This is a genomic window from Pseudoxanthomonas sp. SL93 (assembly GCF_026625825.1).
Classification (GTDB): domain Bacteria; phylum Pseudomonadota; class Gammaproteobacteria; order Xanthomonadales; family Xanthomonadaceae; genus Pseudoxanthomonas_A.
This window is the reverse complement of the sequence record NZ_CP113065.1, coordinates 3,761,026-3,779,087: the sequence shown is the minus strand read 5'-3', so window position 1 is coordinate 3,779,087 and position 18,062 is coordinate 3,761,026. Positions and strand designations below refer to the sequence as shown.

The following is an 18,062-nucleotide window of genomic DNA, read 5'->3' as shown; positions in this document are numbered from 1 at the left end:
GCATGCCCGCCACATCGTCAGGCCTCCGTCTCCCGCCCGCGCGCATCCTCACCGGGCGGCGACGGAAACGGGGATTGGCCCAGCACCGCCGCGATCGCTTCGACCAGCATGTCGCCGGTGACGGGCTTGCGCACGAAACTGTCGAACCCCGCCTTCAGCGCCTGCGGCTCGGCATCGGCATCGGTGCGGGCGGTCAACGCCACCAGCGGCGCGGTGAAGCCGCGCTGTCGCAACTGCGCCGCCAGCGCGATGCCATCCAGCCCGGGCAGGTCCAGATCGAGGAACGCCAGATCGAATCTCGCCTGGTCCACTTCGGTCAACGCGGCCAGGCCGTGCGGCACATGCGTCACCGCATGCCCGCGTCCGCGCAACAGACCCGCGACGACCTCGGCGACCGTGGGGTCGTCTTCCACCAGCAGGATATGCAGCGCCTGCTGCGAGGCGACGACAGGCACCGCCTTGGGCATCACGGTCGCAGACCCCTTCACGTCGACCAGTCCCGGCAGGTCGACGAAGAAGCGCGTGCCCTTGCCCGGCACGCTTTCCACGCTGATGCGCCCCCCCATCGCCAGCGCCAGTTCCTGGCAGATCGCCAGCCCCAGGCCGCTGCCGCCGTAGCGCGCCGTGGTGCGCGCGCCTTCGGCCTGTTCGAAACGCTGGAACAGCCGCGCCTGCTGCTCGGCGTTGATGCCCGGCCCAGTGTCGCCCACTTCGATGCGCAGGCCCTGAGGCGCCAGCGGGAACACCCGCATCGACACGTGCCCGGCTTCGGTGAACTTGATGGCATTGCCCAGCAGGTTCAGCAGGATCTGTCGCACGCGCAACGGATCCCCGATCACCCGCTGCGGCACGTCCGCGGCGATGGCGTCGTGGAAGGCCAGGCCCCGCTTGGCCGCCACCGGTGCCATCAGTGCGACCACGTCATGCAGCAGCACGTGCAGGTCGAAGTCGATCTGCTGCAACTCCAGCTTGCCGGCCTCGATCCTCGCCAGGTCCAGCGCGTCGTTGACCAGCCTCAGCAGGTGGGTGCCCGCGCGCTGGATGGAGTCGGCATAGCCACGCTGCCGGGTGTTCAGCGACGTGGACTGCAGCAGTTCGGTCATGCCCAGCACGCCGGTCATCGGCGTGCGGATCTCGTGGCCGAGCGTGGCAAGGAAGCGCGTCTTCGCCAGCGAAGCCTGTTCGGCCACTTCGCGCTTGTGTTCCGCCAGCTGCCACGCGCTGCGACGGCGTACGCGCCGGCGGTACGCCGCACCCAGCGCCAGCAGCAGCAGCACGCCCAGCAGCGAGAACAGGGCGATGCCCCACGGGCTGCGCCACCAGGGCGGCAACACGCGGAAGCGCAGGTGGATCTCGCGCGAGGCATTGCCGGCCGCGTCGAACGCCTGCAGGCGTAGCAGATAACGACCTGGCGCGAGTGCCGAGAACACGCGCTCGCCGCTGGCGCCCTGGTCCACCCAGCCGGAATCGAAGCCTTCCAGCAGCGAGCGGTAGCGGTTGGCCAGCGGGTCTTCGTAGCTCAGCAGGCGCATGCTGACCTGCAGTTCGTGGTCCTGCGGCGTCAGTTCCAGTCCATCTTGGCCGGGGAAGTGCATCACCTCGTCGCCGCGGCTCACCTGCAGGTTGTCCAGCACCAGGCTGGGCGTGACCGGGGCGGGATCGGGCAGGTGCGTATCGATCAGCATCACCGAGCCGTCGGCGGCCGTACCGGCCAGCAGGCCGTCGCGCGTCATCAGCAGGCCGCGGTCGTTGAGCTCCTGACTGATCATGCCGTCGCGCACGCTGAAGTTGCGCAGCAGCGCGCGCGACCCCCGCAGGTTGGGATCGATGCGGAAGACGCCGCGGCGCGTACCCAGCCAGACCCTGCGCTGCGGATCCACCTGCAGGCCTGTCGACTCCACCGCGGGCAGTCCCTCGTCCACGCCGATGCGGCGTTCGCGCACCCAGCCGCGCACGCCATCGCGTCGCCACGCTTCCACGCCGGTCAGGCGATGCAGCCACAGGCGGTCGGCATGTTCGAACGCGAACGAAAACACCCGCTCGCGGCCCATCGCCGGTACCGCGGCGAAGCGGTGCGTCGCACTGTCCCAGCGCAGCAGGCCGGCTTCGCCCGCCAGCCACACGCTGCCATCGGGTGCACGCACGATGGCCTCGGTGGCCGGCAGCGATGTGCCGTCCTCGGGGTCGCGCAGCAACGTGTCCAGCACGGCACCCGTGCGCAGGTCGCGGCGCTGCACGCTGCCCATCTGGGTCACCAGCCAGAGGCTGCCGTCCTGCCCTTCGACCAGCCAGTCCACCGACGTGCCATCGGGCGTGGCGTCCGCACCCTGCTGCGACCACTGCTGCAATGCGCCGCTGGCAGGATCGATGCGCAGCAGACCGGTGCGATGGCCGATCCAGAGTTTGCCCTGGCTGTCCTGCAGGGCCGAGGTGAGGCGCATTTCGCCCAGCAACGCTTCGTGGTGCCCCAACGGGGAAATCTCACCGGTGCGCGTATCCAGCCGCTCCACCTTGCCGGTGCTGCTGGCCAGCCACAGCGCATGGTCCCCCGCCTGCGACAGGCCGCGGTAGAGGCCGCCGCCCAGACCCTGCGCTGGCGAGAACGCCGCGATGCGCCGCCAGTCCGGGCGCAGATAGGCCAGGCCCCGGGTAGGCACCGGCACCCACAATCCGCCGTCGGGCAGCATCAGCACCGTCTGCAGCACACGACCGATGCCGACGCCCTGCTGGTCGTAGTTGACCGGCGCCGGCGCGCCTTCGCCTTCGGTACGCCACAACCCGCCCTGGCTCGCGAGCCAGTATTCGCCGCGCCCGTCGCTGACCATCGCGATGACGGCGTTGGGGCGCGCGAACATCGACGACCACGCTGGCGTCACCCAGCGTCCCTCCGGCAGCCAGCGATGCATGCCATCGGAAGCACCGACCCACAGCGCACTACCGTCGGCGGTGACCGAATAGATGATCAGATCATCACCACCCGGCAGCGGATGGCGATGCACGGCGCCCGCTTCAAGGCGGGCCAGACCGGCCATCGTGCCGATCCACAACACGCCGCGCGCGTCGAACGCCAGCGACAGCACGTTGTCCGACGGCAGGCCGTCGCCGGACCCTTCCGTGGCCGCGAACCGGGTGATGCGCCCCCCGGCCGAGAGCTTGTGCAGGCCGCCACCGAACGTGCCGAACCAGATGTCGGTGCCGCGGCTGGTGATGGCGAACACGTCATCGCTGCCCATCTCCGGATGAGCGGCCTGGCGGTAGTGGCGGAAACCCTTGCGATCCTTTTCCATCACGCTGAGGCCGCCATTCTCGGTTGCCACCCAGACGTGATCGGCGGCGTCGATGTGCAATGCCTGCACCACGTTGCCCGGCAGCGAAGCGGGGTCCGCGGGATCGTGGCGCCACACCTTGAACTGCAGGCCGTCGTAGCGGGCCAGGCCATCCCAGGTCGCGATCCACAGATAGCCGGAACGGTCGCGCGCCAGCGCAGGGATGGTCGTGGACGGCAATCCATCGGCCGCACCCAGCAGGCGGAACCGCGGGATCTCGGGCACCGTGGCCCATGCCGGTGCACACAGCAGGCACAGGACCAACCACCACGCACGCATCGTCATCCCGCCCCGCCTTCCATCCCGGCCTTCGCCCCTCGGGCATCGTCGCAACGGACCGTTGCATGTGCAAGCGGGGTATCTTCATGGTCCGGCCCCTAGAATCTGCGCCATGTTCGCCCTCCCCGCCCCCCGTCGCGCTCGTCCACGCACCGGCTTCGCTGCCCGACTGCTGTGCGGCCTGGTGCTGGCGTTTTCGTCGCTGCCTGCACTGGCCCGCACGGAAGGCGCCGCCGAGTACCAGCTGGACCCGGTGCATACGCGGGTGATGTTCGCGGTGGAGCATGCCGGTTTTTCGCGCGCCCTCGGCACCGTCTCAGGTAGTACGGGCACGCTGGTGTTCGACGAGGCGGACTGGACGCATGCGCGCCTGGAAGCCACCGTACCGATGGCGCGCGTGGACCTGGGCGATGCCAAATGGAATGAAGCCACGCTGGCGCGTTCGCTGCTGGACGCGGAAGAACACCCCACTGCGCGCTTCGTGTCCACGCGTGTGGAACCGGTCGATGCGCGCCGCGCCACGGTGTATGGCACGTTGACCCTGCGTGGCGTGTCCCGTGAAGTGAAGCTCGACGTCACCCTGAATGCCGTCAAGCGCCACCCGATGCCGCCCTTCCGGCGCACGGCAGGTTTTTCCGCCACCACCCGCATCAGCCGCGCGGACTTCGGCATCACCGCCTGGAAATCGGTGATCGGCGACGACGTCGAACTGCGCATCGAAGCCGAAGCCACCTACGGCGGCAAGGCCGACCGGGAAGAAACCGCGACCGGCAACGAAGACATTCCACCCGCCACCCCGGAGCCGACGCCATGACCCTCAAGAACACCGACGAGCGCTGGGGCGCGATCAGCCAGGCATTCCATTGGCTGATCGTAGTGTTGATCCTGGTGATGGCGTACCTGGGCCTGACCATGGGTGACCTGCCCAACGGCCCGCGCAAGATCAACATCTATGCGCTGCACAAGTCCATCGGACTGACCATCCTGGCGCTGGTCGCACTGCGCGTGGCGTGGCGCCTGTATGCAGGTGCGCCGGCGCCGGTGCCCGGCACGCCGACCTGGCAGCAGCGCATCGCGTCGGTGACGCACGGGCTGCTGTACGCGCTGCTGTTCGCGATCCCGGTGTCCGGCTGGGTGCTGAACTCTGCCGCGGGCTATCCGCTGCAGTGGTTCAAGCTGTTCAACCTGCCGGCGATCACCGGCCGCAGCGAGGCCGTGCACGAGGCCGCGGAAGGTGCGCACGAATTCCTGTTCTGGGTGCTGGTTGCCCTGGTACTTGCGCATGCCGCGGCCGCGCTCTACCACCACCTGTTCCAGAACGACGCCACGCTACGGCGCATGCTGCCCGCCCGACGCACGGTGGCCACGCCGGCACCGGCTTCTCCTTCCCCCTCCCAGGATGCTCCCGATGAAACTGTCTGACCGCGCGCGCGTCGCGCTTGCCTTCCTGCTGCTGGCCAGCGCGCCGGCGATCGCCGCCGATTACGTGCAGGCGCCCGGCTCTTCGCTGGTGTTCGCCAGCAACTACCAGGGCGAGACGTTCACCGGCAGGTTCGGCAGTTTCGCCACCACGACGAACTTCGACCCCAAGCAGCTGGCGGCCTCGCGACTGGATGTGGTGATCCAGCTTGCCGGCACCAAGACCGGCAACGGTGACCGCGACGAAACGTTGTCGACCGCCGATTTCTTCAATGTCGCCAAGTTCGCGCAGGCGCGCTACACGGCCAGCAAGTTCCGCGCGCTGGGCGGCAACCAGTACGCCGCCGACGGCACGCTGACCCTACGCGGCGTCAGCAAGCCGGTCACGCTGACCTTCACCTGGACCCCCGGCGCCCAGCCGGTGCTCAGTGGCAAGGCCACGGTCAAGCGCCTCGATTTCGGCGTTGGCGGTGGCGAATGGGCCGACACCGCGACCCTGCCGAATGACGTGGCGATCAGCACGAAGGTCGTGTTCAAGCCACGTTGATCCTTCACGGGCGACAGGAACGCCGGCCAGGATCGTCCGGCGATGCCACGATGTGCCCAAGGCCGTAGCTGAGGGCACCCAGTACGTCGCCCTCACGGTGGCCGCGGTGGCAGGACAAGCAGTCTGGGCGTGCGCGGATGGGACCCATCATGCGCTCACCACGGGGGGTGGCCTGCACGACGATGTCTCCGCCGGCCATGAGCCGGGACAACCCATTCCGCTCCCACGCCTGAAAGCCGCGGACCGAAGGGGATGGCGCCATCGCGCCGGCATCGCCGTCACTGTGCTGGAAACCCATGAACGTCGCAGCATGGACGACGGGAGGATCGTGCCGCGCAACGCCCACCAGTTCCACGTCGAAGACACATTGGGCGGCCTCGCCAAACCCTTCGAACTGATAATGGCGCATGCGTGCCATCATCGGCGTGACGCGCCGCATCCCGAAGCCCTGGCTGTCCACAAAGGCATCGACGAATTCGCCGTGCATCCGGAGCAGGGCCGCGTTGCCTTCATTCGCATTGCTCCTGATCGCAGCCGGTGCGGTCGCCACGACGACCACGAACGCCAGCAGCCGCCACCGCATCCTCGGCATGGGGACACCCTCGGTACAGAAATGGTGGAGCCTACCCTGACGGCCGGACGACACGGCACGCTCCTGGTCGCAAGTTCCGCGGGGGGACAGCTTCGCCCTACAGCAATGCACGCACGGTATCGGCATCGAACGGCCAGTCGAGTTCCATGCCCGTGTCGCTCCGACGCACCACGGGAACCCGCACGCCATACCGCGCCTCCAGGGCGTCATCGCCGTCGATGAACACGCTGTCGAACTCGGGTACCCGGGCCTGCGCCAGTACTTCCAGCGCGAGGTCGCAGAGATGGCAATCGTCGCGCTGGTAGAGGATCAGGGGCATCGGCGTCATCGGTCCAGGCCATCTGCTGCGACGCGGGAAGGGTTGTCCGCGCCGGCAGCATAGAATACGCCGCATGGCAGTCAGCACTTTCGACCTTTTCAAGATCGGCATCGGTCCCAGTTCCTCCCACACGGTCGGCCCCATGCGGGCCGCCGCGCGTTTTGTCGCCCGCTGGCTGGCCGAACCCGGCCGCCTGCACGACGTGGTCCGCATCCGCGCCGAAGTCTTCGGCTCGCTGGCGCTGACCGGCCGCGGCCACGGCACAGACAAGGCCGTGCTGATGGGGCTGGAGGGCCATTACCCGAACGAGATCGACCCCGACATCATTCCGCCCGCGCTGGAACGCATCCGCGGTGCGAAGCAGCTGCAGCTGGGCGGCACGCATGCGATCGCCTTCGACGAGAAGCGCGACCTGCTGATGAACAAGCGGCAGAAGCTGCCCTACCACACCAACGGCATGCGGTTCACCGCCTACGACGCGCAGGATGAGGTGATCGCCACGCGCGACTACTACTCGGTGGGCGGCGGCTTCGTGGTGAACCAGGATGATGCCGCCTCGGACCGCATCGTTGCCGACGAGACGCCGCTGCCCTATCCGTTCAAGAGCGGCGACGAACTGCTGGCCCAGTGCCAGCGCAGCGGGTTGAGCATCGCCCAGATGATGTTCGAGAACGAAACCTGCTGGCGCAGCGAGGAAGAGATCCGCGACGGCCTGCGCGCCATCTGGATCGCCATGCAGTCATGCGTGGCACGCGGCATCCGCGAGGAAGGCACCCTGCCCGGCGGCCTGCACGTGTCGAGGCGCGCACCGGCGCTGCACCGCGAACTGTCCAGCAAGCCGGAAGCGGCGATGCGCGACCCGCTGACGGTGCTGGACTGGGTCAACCTGTACGCCTTGGCGGTGAACGAGGAAAACGCCGCGGGTGGCCGCGTGGTCACCGCGCCCACCAACGGCGCGGCCGGCATCATTCCCTCGGTGCTGCACTACTTCGACCGCTTCTGCCCCGGCGCCAGCGAGCAGCGCGTGTTCGACTTCCTGCTGACCGCCGCCGCCATCGGCATTCTCTACAAGGAGAACGCCAGCATCAGCGGTGCCGAAGTCGGCTGCCAGGGCGAAGTAGGCGTGGCGTGCTCGATGGCTGCCGGCGGCCTGGTCGCCGCGCTCGGCGGCACCCCCAGCCAGATCGAGAACGCCGCCGAGATCGGCATGGAACACAACCTGGGCCTGACCTGCGACCCAATCGGCGGGCTGGTGCAGATCCCGTGCATCGAGCGCAACGCGATGGGCGCGGTGAAGGCGATCAACGCCAGCCGCATGGCCATGCGCGGCGACGGCAAGCACAAGGTGAGCCTGGACAAGGTCATCAAGACCATGCGCGACACCGGCCGCGACATGCAGGACAAGTACAAGGAAACCAGTCGCGGCGGACTGGCGGTGAACGTCATCGAGTGCTGACGGGCCGGCTCCGGCCTCCGCCGATGGCGATACGAGGCGGGCCGTGGGCCGGCGCCCGCCGGGACACCTCCCCACCGGCCCGGTAGACAGATCGGCGAAGACCCAGGACCGAGGCGCAGCCCCGGCGCCCTGCACGACCTCCCGTGAGCGGTGCCCGACCGTGGCACAAGAGCGCCCGCCCCCTTTAGCGTGGCGTGCACGCGCCGATACCGTAGATTGGTAAACACGCTTACCGGAGAACGGCCCTGTCCAGCCACGCGGACGAGGCCAGCCTCGACCGGCCTTCCTGGCGGCGCAGGCTGGCGGTCTGGTGCCTGCCCCTGCTGGGCGGGATGGCCGCGCTTTGCCCGACGGCGCACGCGCTGGACCCGTCGAAATCGTTCCACCACTACGTGCGCAACAGCTGGAACCTGGAACAGGGCCTGCCCCAGCTGAGCGTCATCGCCATTGCGCAGGACCGGCCCGGCTACCTGTGGTTCGGCACCCAGGCCGGCCTGAGCCGCTTCGACGGCGTGCGCTTCACCAATTTCGACCTGGACAACACGCCCGGACTGCCCAGCACGTGGATCCAGGCGCTGCAGTCGGACCGGCAGGGGCGCCTGTGGATCGGCACGCCGCAGGGGTTGGCCGTGCGCCGCGGCAACCAGGTCACGGCCGTGCCGCTGGCAGCGGGAGAGGCCGCCGGCGTGGTCGACGTCCGCGCGTTGCAGCTGGACGCCCAGGGACGGGTGCTGGCGGCCACCGACCGCGGCGTGATGATCGTGGAAGCCGATGCGCTGCGCACCCTGCATGCCATGGACGAGGGTGGCGCGCTGTCGTTGCGGGTGGACGAGGCGGAGCAGCTCTGGGTGGGCGGGCGTGGCCGCGTGCACGTCTTCGGAGGTCGCGAGGCGCGCGCCCTGCGCCTGCCCGCCGGTGCCGAGGCGGCGACGGTCACTTCGCTGGCCCGGCATGACGGCCGTTGGTGGGCCGGCGGCGATACCGGCCTTTACGTGCTTGAAGGCGACCATTGGCGGCCCCAGGCCGACGTGCCGGCCACCAATGGCGGCGTGCAGGCCCTGCACGAGGACCGCGACGGCATCCTGTGGGCGAGCACCAAGGACACCCTGTATCGCATGCGCGGTGGGCGACTGATGGAACGCATCGGCGCCAGCGGTGCACTCGCCGAGATCCGCGTGTTCTACGAGGACCGCGAATCCAACCTCTGGCTGGGCAGCAACAGTGAAGGCGCCAGCCGGGTGTGGAACGGGTGGACCCGGCGCTTCAGCCGCGCCGAAGGCCTCGCCCAACCGTTGCTCTGGTCCATCGCCCAGGACCCGCAGGGACGCACCTGGGTGGGCAGCGACGATGGCGTCAGTGTGTTCGAGGGCGGGCGCTTCCGCAGCGTGGCGCAGGGCAAGGACCTGCCCCACCCTGCCGCCTACACGCTGCTGGCCGAACAGGACCAGACCTGGATCGGCACGCGCGATGGTGCCGCGCTCTACCGCGACGGCCGCGTGCAGCGGCCTGGTTTCCTGGCACCCATGGATGCCGCCCAGATCAACGGCATGCTGCGCGACCAGCAGAAACGGTTGTGGTTCGCCACCAGCAAGGGCCTGTTCCGCTGGGACGGCGGCGAACGCCTGCGCCACTACGCCGGCGAGGCCGGACTGCAGGACATCCGCGTGCGCGTGCTGATGGAGACGCGGGATGGACGGCTGCTGGTCGGCACGCAGAGCGGCCTGTACGAATTCATCGACGAGCGGCTGCAACGCATTCCATTGACCGGATCGGGCCTTGAAGCGCCGCATATCGTCGCGCTGCACGAACTCGCCGGTGGCCAATGGGTGGCCGGCGCGCTGTCGGAAGAAGTGATGCTGCTGTTCAACGGACAGCGCTGGACGCGGCTGGACAAGCGCCGCGGCATTCCCGCCAATGCGCCGTTCTTCTTCGCTGAAGAGGACGACGGCTTCCTGTGGGTCGGCGGATTGCGGGGCATCTACCGGGTTGCCGTGGCCGACGTGCTGATGGCCGCCGAGGATCCCGCCTTCCGGATCGAGGCCAGGACCCTGTTGAACGAACGCGGCGACCGCCACGGCGGGCAGAAGGGCGACTGCTGCAACGGCGCGGGCAACAGTCGCGGCTTCCTCGTCGACCACGCCCTGTGGCTGCCCACGCGCGATGGCGTGGTGGTGATGGAGACCGACCAGGACCTGGCCAACGACTACCTGCCGGAATCGGTGATCGAACGCGTGCAGGTCTCCGGCCAGTGGCGGGCGGCCGATACCGCGGCCGACTGGTCGCTGCCCAGCACCACGCGCGACCTGCGTTTCGAGTTCACCACGCTCAGCTTCCAGGCGGCCGACCACATCGACATCCGCTACCGCCTGGATGGTTACGACACCGACTGGAAACTGCTCGACGACCCGCATCAGCGCAGCGCGACCTACACCAACCTGCCGGCGGGCGAGTACGTCTTCGAAGTCATCGGGACGAACAACAGCGGCCTGTCCAGCCGCGTATCGGCAAGACTGCCCTTCAGCATCGCACCGCGCTTCTTCGAGAGCGCCTGGTTCTATGCCCTGCTCGGGCTGGTGCTGGCGGGGCTGGTGATGCTGTGGAACCGCTGGCTGCTGCGCCGGCATACGCGGCAGCGCACGGTGCTGGAGAAACTGGTCCAGCAGCGCACGGTGGATCTTCAGCAGGCCAACCAGCGGCTGCAGGCGATCAGCCTGACCGATCCGCTGACCGGGCTGCACAACCGGCGCTACCTGGCCCAGCAGTTGCCCATCGACATCGCCTACTACCAGCGGCACCGCGGTTTTGCTGCCGGCGCGGACGTGCTGGCATTCGCGCTGCTGGACATCGACCACTTCAAATCCATCAACGACAGCCACGGCCATCAGGCCGGCGATCGCGTCCTGCAGGCCATCGCGCATCGCCTGCGCACGCTGGCGCGCGAGGGCGATTACGTCATCCGCTGGGGCGGCGAGGAATTCCTGCTGGTGTTCCGCCCGATGCCGCGCCATGAACTGCATGCAATGGGGCGGCGCATCTGCACCACCATCGCGTGCACCCCGGTGGAAACCGGCCAGGAAACCCTCAAGGTCACCGCGTCGCTGGGACTGATCGGCTATCCCCCCTTTCCGCAGGCACCCGACCTGCTCGGCTGGGAGCAGTTGGTTTCCTTGGCCGATCGCGCGCTGTACCAGGTCAAGGCCGATGGCAGGAACGGTTGGGCGCACTACGCCCTCGGTACGGCACCCCTGCCCGACCTGGGCGAAGACACGCTGCGCCGCGATCCGGCGGAACTGGTGCGCGCGGGCTGCCTGCAACTGCACGGGCCGCATCACCCGGGCCAATAGACAGCGTCCGCCCAGGCAACGCCGTATTGACACGCGCGGGCGGCATGCACGCTAGGCTTGCCGGCTTCCCGCAACAGGTCTACCCCACGATGAAGATCCCTGCCATCGCGCTGATGCTGCTGGCGGCCACCGCCTCCGCACAGACGCCCACCACCACGACCTACGGCGCACGACTGGAAGGATTCGACTATCCGCATCCGGTGCGGTACTTCGACTTCGCGTCGCAGGACCAGGCGCTGCAGATGGCCTACCTGGATGTCGCACCGGCAACCCCCAACGGCCGGACCGTGGTGCTGCTGCACGGCAAGAACTTCTGCGCCGCCACCTGGGCATCGGCGATCACCGCGTTGACGGCGGCGGGCTATCGCGTGATAGCGCCGGACCAGATCGGGTTCTGCAAGTCAGCCAAGCCGCCGCGCTACCAGTACTCGTTCGACCAGCTGGCCGCCAACACGCATGCGCTGCTCACGGGGCTCGGCATCGAGCGCGCGGTGATCGTCGGACATTCGATGGGCGGCATGCTGGCCACCCGCTACGCGTTGCAGTATCCGCAGGCCACGCAGCAGTTGGTGCTGGTCAATCCGATCGGGCTGGAAGACTGGAAGGCCAGCGGCGTGCCATGGCGGAGCATCGACGCCTGGTACGCGCGCGAACTGAAGACCTCGTTCGACACCATCCGCGATTACCAGCGCACCGTGTATTACGGCGGTGAATGGAAGCCGGAGTACGAGCGCTGGGTGCGGATGCTCGGCGGCATGTACGCGGGTGAAGGCAAGGCGGCGGTGGCCTGGAGCCAGGCACTGACGTCCGACATGGTGTTCAACCAGCCCGTCGTCCACGAATTTCCGCGGATCAACGTACCGACGACCCTCTTCATCGGCCAGAAGGACCGCACCGCCATCGGCAAGGATCTGGCGCCGCCCGAGCTGGCGAAGCGGCTGGGCGACTACCCTGCGCTTGGCAGGCGTGCCGCCACGGCGATTCCCGGCGCGGCGCTGGTCGAATTCGATGATCTGGGGCATTCACCGCAGGTGGAGGCCCCGGAGCGGTTTAACACGGCGTTGCTGGCGGGCTTGAAACCCTGACACGTCCCGCAGCGACTACGCCCGCGAGATGGCCAGCACGTCATCCAGCAGCGCCGCCGCGGTGACGTCCGCGCCGGCGCCCGGACCCTGCACCACCAGCGGCTGTTCGGGGTAGCGGTCGCTGTAGATCGCCACGCGGTTGTCGGTGCCGCCACCGCCGCACAGCGGATGATCGGCCGGCAATGCCTGCAGGCCGACGCTGGCGCGTTCGGCATCGAAGCGGCCGAGGAAACGCAGGCGCGCACCGTTCCGGTATGCGTCCTTGAAACGCGTCGCCAGCGGCGCATCCAGCTGGGGCAGCGCGGCGTCCAGTTCCGCTAGCGGCAGTGCGGCAAGTTCCGCCGGCACCAGCGATTCCACGCGCACATCTTCGGCGTGCAACGGGAACCCCGCCGCACGCGCCAGGATCAGCAACTTGCGCCGCACGTCCTCGCCGGACAGGTCCAGCCGCGGGTCGGGCTCCGTGAAACCCGCCTGTCGCGCCTGCCGGACGAAACCGGAGAACGCGCGCATGCCGTCGTAATGGTTGAACAGCCACGCCAGTGAACCCGAAAGCACGCCTTCGACGCGATGGATGCGGTCGCCACCGGCCACCAGCGCACGCAGGCTGCGCAGCAGCGGCAGTCCCGCGCCGACGGTGGCGGCATCGCCGTAGCGCGCGCCGGAATCCGCGCGTGCCCGCGCGATGGCCTGCGCGCGCGGCAGCGAGCTGCCGCTTCCCAGCTTGTTGGCCGTCACCACATGCACGCCCCGCGACAGCCACTCCGCATGCCAGTCGGCGACCGTTTCGCTGGCGGTGGCGTCGACCACGATATCGCCTGCACGCAACGCTTCGCCTTCGGCCCACGGGGGCAGATCGTCTGTACGGGCGGCAGCCTGGTTGGCGTCGTCCAGCGCCTGACGTGCGGATACGTCGCAGGGCTGCAAGGCGCGCGAGTTGGCCAGCCACGCCAGCGTGGGCACCGGCAATGCGCGCTCCTGCAGGCGCTGGTAGCGCGCGACGAACGCACTGCCCACCACGCCCGTGCCCAACAGCGCCAGTTTCGGTGCGGCACGCGGCGCGGTCGCCAGCCGGACGACGGTGCTCATGCGTCGGCGAGCCTGCGTTTGGAGTCCGCCACCACGGCTTCGGCGCGCGCCAGGGCGGCACCGATGTCGGCCAGCAGGTCATCGGTGGATTCGATGCCCACCGACAGGCGCAGCAGGCCGTCGGAGATGCCGGCCTTGGCGCGCGCTTCCGGGGTCATCGCCGCATGCGTCATCGTCGCCGGATGCGCGACCAGGCTTTCCACCCCGCCCAGCGACTCGGCCAGCGTGAAGTAACGCAGGCCTTCGACGAAGGCGCGCACGGCTTCTTCGCCGCCCTCCAGCTCGACGCTCAGCATGGCGCCGAAACCCTTCTGCTGACGCGCGGCGACCGCATGCCCCGGATGCGTCGCCAGGCCCGGGAAGTACACCTTCGACACCACCGGATGCCCATCCAGCAAGGCCGCGATGGCATCGGCATTCTCCTGGTGCACGCGCAGGCGCGCATCCAGCGTGCGCAGCCCGCGCAGCGTCAGGAAGCTGTCGAACGGCGATCCGGTCAGGCCCAGCGCATTCGCCCACCAGACCAGCTGCTGGTGGGTTTCCGCATCGCGCGCCACCACCGCGCCACCGACCACGTCGCTGTGGCCGTTGATGTACTTGGTGGTGGAATGCAGCACGACATCGGCGCCGAATTCGATCGGCGTCTGCAGCGCGGGCGACAGGAAGGTGTTGTCCACCACCGTGCGCGCGCCGGCCTTGTGTGCGGCTTCGATGACGAAGCGCAGGTCGGTGATGCGCAGCAGCGGATTGGACGGGGTTTCGATCAGCACCAGCTTGGGCGACTGTGCCAGCGCATCGGCCAGCGAGCGCGGATCGGTCAGGTCGGCGGTGATCAGTTCGAAGTGGCCCTTCTTCGCCAGCGCGTTGAACAGGCGCCAGCTGCCGCCGTACGCGTCATGCGGCACCACCAGGCGGTCGCCCGGCTCCAGCAGCGCGTTGAGCACCAGCGTGATCGCACCCATGCCGGTCGCGGTGATGACGGCGCCTGCGCCGCCTTCCAGTTCGGACAGCGCCTCGGCCAGCAGGTCGCGCGTGGGGTTGCCGCTGCGCGTGTAGTCGTATTCGCGCTTCTGCGCGAAGCCGGCGAAGCTGAAGTTGGACGAGAGCACGATGGGCGGCGTGACGGCACCGTAGGCGGTTATCGCGGTCGATGCCGGCGCGCACGGCGGCGGTGGCGGGACGACAGGCGGTGTCGGCGTCGGTGGGGATGAAGCTGCTCATGCGAGGTCTCCGGCGGCGCGCAGGGCCGAGGTGAGGATGGAATCGATGCGGTCGGTTTCTTTCAGGAAGGCGTCATGGCCGTAGGGCGAGCGCAGCACGCGCAGCTGGCCCAGCGTGCCGAGGCCTTCCACCAGCGCCACGGAATCGGACAGCGGCACCAGGCGGTCGCCTTCCACCGCGACCACCAGCGTGGGCACGCGGATGTCGGCGGGGTCGACGCGGTGCAGGTCGATGGACTCGGACAGGCGCACGTAGGCAATGACCGGCGTGCGCGCGACGTACTGCGCGCCGGCGGCGTCCAGGTAGTCTTCGGCGGCCACGCGCACGCGGCCGTTGACGATCTCGGGCGCGCTGTCGAAGCGCTCGCCGAATTCCTCCGGCGTGCGGTAGCTGAGCATCGCGAACTGCCGCGCCAGCGACAGCCCCTGCGCGTCGGCGCACTGCAACTGGCCCAGCGTGACGGCACGCCGTTGCAGGGCACGCCAGGCGGCCGCATACGGATGCGCGCGATGGGCACCACTGACGGCGACCAGCTTCTTCACGCGTTCGGGATGGCGGGCGGCGAACTGCAGGCCCACCAGCGCGCCATACGAATAACCGACGAAGGTTTCCAGGCGCGCGATGCCCAGTGCGCCCAGCAGCTTGGCGATGGCATCGGCCTGGTCGGCGGAGTCGATTGGCGCGTCGAGGCGGCCGTCGGCGCCGATGAAGTCGAATGCCAGCAGCTGCCGCTGCGCCGGATCCAGCGCGCGGCCAGCAGCGACCAGCTCGTTCAGCCAGCCACTTTCAGGGAATACGTGGCTGGCGGTCAGGTGGCGGTGCGCGGAAATGCCGCCGGCCACGAAGACCACCGGTGCGCCCACTGGCCCCTGCAGTTCGTAACGCAGCGTCACCGCACGCGTGCCGGCATGGCGCATGGCCAGTTCCACCACCACTTCGCCGCGAAGGGCGCGGGGCGCATCGTCCTGCGTGGAAGACAGCGGGAGGCCCTCGAGCGACGAAGGCTCGGCAAGGCGATGGAGCGAAGGACTGACGAAGCTCATGGCGGCATCCGGTGGGCGTGATCCCTTGCGGGACGGGACTGCACCACCGAGCTTCGCGGAGCTCGCGTTCGCCGTGCGAGGACACGGTACGAACCATCTTCCGGCAGACGCTGAGGTCCCCGCAGGATTTGGCACCTACACGGCGCTTGCGCGTCGCTGGCTGCCCCGGCTTCTTCGGGCCTGTCCCTCTGCCGGTCTCGATGGTGACGCTACTCTGCCGCCGGTTTCCGCACTTGTCAATCGCTTTATTCGGATAGAGCGATGGAATAACCGGATCCGCCTCGCCGCCGCCTGCGGCGATGCCGCATAATTCCTCACATGACACGAAATTTCCTGATGGGCGGGCTTTGCGCCGCCCTGCTGGCCGCCTGCAGCGCCGCCCCCCTGCGTACCTCCACCCCGCCGGCCCCTGCGCCGAAGACGCCCGCCGACGCGGTGATCGCCGAGGCATGGGTCTCCGAGCCGGTGGCCGGGGACGAGCTGGACTCGCTGGTGGCCTGGCCAACAGAAGAAGGTCCGGTCTGGCTGATCGCCACCGCCAAGGCCACCCACCACCTGGCGCTGTACGACGCCGACACCGGCACGCGCCTGCGTACCGTCGGGAGCCAGGGCACCGCGCCGGGCCAGTTCAACCGCCCCAACGGCATCGCCGTGTTCGGTGACCTGCTGTTCGTGGCAGAGCGCGACAACCATCGCGTGCAGGCGTTCCGGCTGCCCGACTTCACCCCGCTCGGCACGTTCGGCGATGACGTGCTGGGTGCGCCGTATGGCCTGTGGCTGCAGGAAACCGGCCCGGGGCAGCTGGACGTGTTCGTCACCGACAGCTTCATGGCGGACTTCCGCACCGGCAAGCTGCCGCCGATGGCCGAACTGGACCGCCGGGTGAAGCGCTTCCGCGTCCAGCTGGATGCCGCGGGCAGGCTGCAGGCGGAACTGGCCGGCACCTTCGGCGATACCGACGAGGCCGGCGCGCTGCGCATGGTGGAATCGATCGCCGGCGACCCCACGCATCGGCGCCTGCTGATCGCCGAAGAGGACCGGCGCGTGGGCTCCACCCTGCGCGACTACGGTCTGGACGGTGGCTACCGTGGCTACAGCCTGCCGGTGTTCGACGCCGACGCGGAAGGCATCGCGCTGTGGGCCTGCAACGCCGACGACGGTTACTGGGTCGCGGTGGACCAGCTGACGCCGACGCGCTTCCGCGTGTTCGACCGCGAAACGCTCGCGCCCCGCGGCGTGTTCTCCGGGCGGGTCACCGCCAACACGGATGGCGAAACCCTCTACGCCATGCCCACCCCGCGCTTCCCGGCGGGCGCGCTGTTTGCCCTGCACAACGACGTGTCGCTGGCGGCGTTCGACCTGCGCGACATCGCCAACGCGCTGGACCTACGGGAAGACTGCCGCCGGTGAACGCATGGCGTGCCGCGCGGGCGGGCTGCATGGCACTGCTCGTGCTGTGCGTGGCGTCGCCTGCCGATGCGGCGCGCCTGTACCGGTGGAAGGACAAGCAGGGCTACACGCAATACGGTGACCAGCCGCCGCAACCCGACCAGGTGGCCGGCGGCGACCTGGACGTGATGCGCTTCCGCAACCCGCCCAGCGCGCTGGTCCGCCTGCGCCTGGAGCGTGCAGGGCTGCGTTACCAGGCCTGGGCCGACAATCTGATGCATGGGCCGGTGGAAGTGCTGCTGGGCTTCCGCCGCCAGCGTGACGTCCGCAGCGCGCCCGGCCTGCCCGCACGCGCGGTGGTGCCGGCGCGCAGCAGCGTGCTGGTGGCCGAGATCAGCGTGACCGACCCCTTGCGCGGCGGCGATTTCGAGCTGTCGCTGGATGGCATGCCGGGCGATCCGTCCAGCCAGCCGCAGGACTACGACTACCGCCTGCCGTTCGAGTACGGCCGCGTGCGCGTGGACCAAGGCCCGGGCGGACGCTTCAGCCACAGCGATGCGCAGAACCTGCATGCGGTGGATTTCGCCGTGCCCGAAGGCACGCGGATCGTGGCCTCGCGCGAGGGCCTGGTGATGCAGGTGGAATCGGATTTCGAGAAAGCCGGGCTGAACCGCGAAAAGTACGGCGGCCGCGCCAATTTCATCCGCATCCTGCACAGCGACGGCAGCATGGCGCTGTACGCGCACCTGCAGCCGGAAGGCGCGCAGGTGCGGGTGGGCCAGTACGTACGCAAGGGCCAATACATCGGGCTGTCGGGCAATACCGGCTTCTCCACTGCGCCGCACCTGCACTTCGTGGTGCAGGCCAACCGTGGCATGCGGCTGGAATCGGTGCCGTTCAGGATGTTCGGGCCGCTGGGGCAGCTGCAGTTCCCCTCCAGCCGCTGACACCGC

Annotated in this window: 13 protein-coding genes, 1 pseudogene and 1 riboswitch; of the genes and pseudogenes, 8 read left to right on the top strand and 6 right to left on the bottom strand. The window is 69.0% G+C overall.

What is annotated here, in order from left to right; translation table 11 throughout:
- Positions 1 to 17 precede the first annotated feature (17 nt).
- Positions 18 to 3,611 (bottom strand): hybrid sensor histidine kinase/response regulator, encoded by a 3,594-nt coding sequence (locus tag OVA13_RS17620; RefSeq protein WP_324288228.1) that lies wholly within the window; start codon positions 3,609 to 3,611, stop codon positions 18 to 20.
- A 106-nt stretch (positions 3,612 to 3,717) separates the two neighbouring features.
- Between OVA13_RS17620 and OVA13_RS17615 the strand changes: the two genes are divergently transcribed.
- Genes OVA13_RS17615 through OVA13_RS17605 form a run of 3 tightly spaced genes read left to right on the top strand, consistent with a single transcriptional unit; the run spans position 3,718 to position 5,571 of the window.
- A complete protein-coding gene (locus OVA13_RS17615) occupies positions 3,718 to 4,419 on the top strand; it encodes a YceI family protein (protein WP_267791741.1) in 702 nt (233 codons plus the stop codon).
- Positions 4,416 to 5,027 (top strand): cytochrome b, encoded by a 612-nt coding sequence (locus OVA13_RS17610; protein ID WP_267791740.1) that lies wholly within the window; start codon positions 4,416 to 4,418, stop codon positions 5,025 to 5,027. The genes OVA13_RS17615 and OVA13_RS17610 overlap by 4 nt, the downstream gene beginning before the upstream one ends.
- Positions 5,005 to 5,571 carry a YceI family protein gene (locus OVA13_RS17605; protein WP_267791739.1) on the top strand — a complete coding sequence of 189 codons (567 nt, stop codon included), beginning with the start codon at positions 5,005 to 5,007 and terminating at the stop codon, positions 5,569 to 5,571. The genes OVA13_RS17610 and OVA13_RS17605 overlap by 23 nt, the downstream gene beginning before the upstream one ends.
- Positions 5,572 to 5,575: 4 nt before the next feature.
- Here OVA13_RS17605 and OVA13_RS17600 read toward each other — a convergent pair whose 3' ends face one another.
- Positions 5,576 to 6,163 carry a hypothetical protein gene (locus OVA13_RS17600; protein WP_267791738.1) on the bottom strand — a complete coding sequence of 196 codons (588 nt, stop codon included), beginning with the start codon at positions 6,161 to 6,163 and terminating at the stop codon, positions 5,576 to 5,578.
- A 97-nt stretch (positions 6,164 to 6,260) separates the two neighbouring features.
- A complete protein-coding gene (locus OVA13_RS17595) occupies positions 6,261 to 6,482 on the bottom strand; it encodes a glutaredoxin family protein (protein WP_267791737.1) in 222 nt (73 codons plus the stop codon).
- Between the two features lie 73 nt (positions 6,483 to 6,555).
- On the opposite strand from OVA13_RS17595, the gene OVA13_RS17590 reads away from it, so the two are divergent.
- The 3 genes from OVA13_RS17590 to OVA13_RS17580 all read left to right on the top strand — a co-directional run bounded on the left by OVA13_RS17590 (position 6,556) and on the right by OVA13_RS17580 (position 12,367).
- Positions 6,556 to 7,938, top strand: coding sequence for an L-serine ammonia-lyase (locus OVA13_RS17590; RefSeq protein ID WP_267791736.1), 1,383 nt, complete (start codon positions 6,556 to 6,558; stop codon positions 7,936 to 7,938).
- A 332-nt stretch (positions 7,939 to 8,270) separates the two neighbouring features.
- The gene (locus tag OVA13_RS17585) at positions 8,271 to 11,282 is read left to right on the top strand and encodes a ligand-binding sensor domain-containing diguanylate cyclase (protein WP_267791735.1); all 3,012 of its coding nucleotides are present in this window, start codon (positions 8,271 to 8,273) and stop codon (positions 11,280 to 11,282) included.
- Between the two features lie 113 nt (positions 11,283 to 11,395).
- Complete coding sequence (locus OVA13_RS17580) at positions 11,396 to 12,367, top strand: alpha/beta fold hydrolase (protein ID WP_267793573.1); 972 nt, start codon at positions 11,396 to 11,398, stop codon at positions 12,365 to 12,367.
- A gap of 15 nt (positions 12,368 to 12,382) precedes the next feature.
- Here the strand turns inward: OVA13_RS17580 and OVA13_RS17575 are convergent, their stop codons facing one another.
- The 3 genes and pseudogenes from OVA13_RS17575 to OVA13_RS17565 form a co-directional block, all read right to left on the bottom strand.
- On the bottom strand, positions 12,383 to 13,456 hold the full coding sequence (locus tag OVA13_RS17575) for a homoserine dehydrogenase family protein (protein ID WP_267791734.1): 1,074 nt from the start codon (positions 13,454 to 13,456) through the stop codon (positions 12,383 to 12,385).
- Positions 13,453 to 14,677, bottom strand: a pseudogene (locus OVA13_RS17570) (O-succinylhomoserine (thiol)-lyase). The gene OVA13_RS17575 and the pseudogene OVA13_RS17570 overlap by 4 nt, the downstream one beginning before the upstream one ends.
- The gene (locus tag OVA13_RS17565; RefSeq protein WP_267791733.1) at positions 14,674 to 15,720 is read right to left on the bottom strand and encodes a homoserine O-succinyltransferase MetX; all 1,047 of its coding nucleotides are present in this window, start codon (positions 15,718 to 15,720) and stop codon (positions 14,674 to 14,676) included. The pseudogene OVA13_RS17570 and the gene OVA13_RS17565 overlap by 4 nt, the downstream one beginning before the upstream one ends.
- Before the next feature lie 90 nt (positions 15,721 to 15,810).
- Positions 15,811 to 15,927: riboswitch (SAM riboswitch) on the bottom strand.
- A 111-nt stretch (positions 15,928 to 16,038) separates the two neighbouring features.
- On the opposite strand from OVA13_RS17565, the gene OVA13_RS17560 reads away from it, so the two are divergent.
- The gene (locus tag OVA13_RS17560) at positions 16,039 to 17,130 is read left to right on the top strand and encodes an NHL repeat-containing protein (RefSeq protein ID WP_267791732.1); all 1,092 of its coding nucleotides are present in this window, start codon (positions 16,039 to 16,041) and stop codon (positions 17,128 to 17,130) included.
- A 29-nt stretch (positions 17,131 to 17,159) separates the two neighbouring features.
- Positions 17,160 to 18,056 (top strand): M23 family metallopeptidase, encoded by an 897-nt coding sequence (locus tag OVA13_RS17555; protein ID WP_267791731.1) that lies wholly within the window; start codon positions 17,160 to 17,162, stop codon positions 18,054 to 18,056.
- Positions 18,057 to 18,062: the final 6 nt, after the last annotated feature.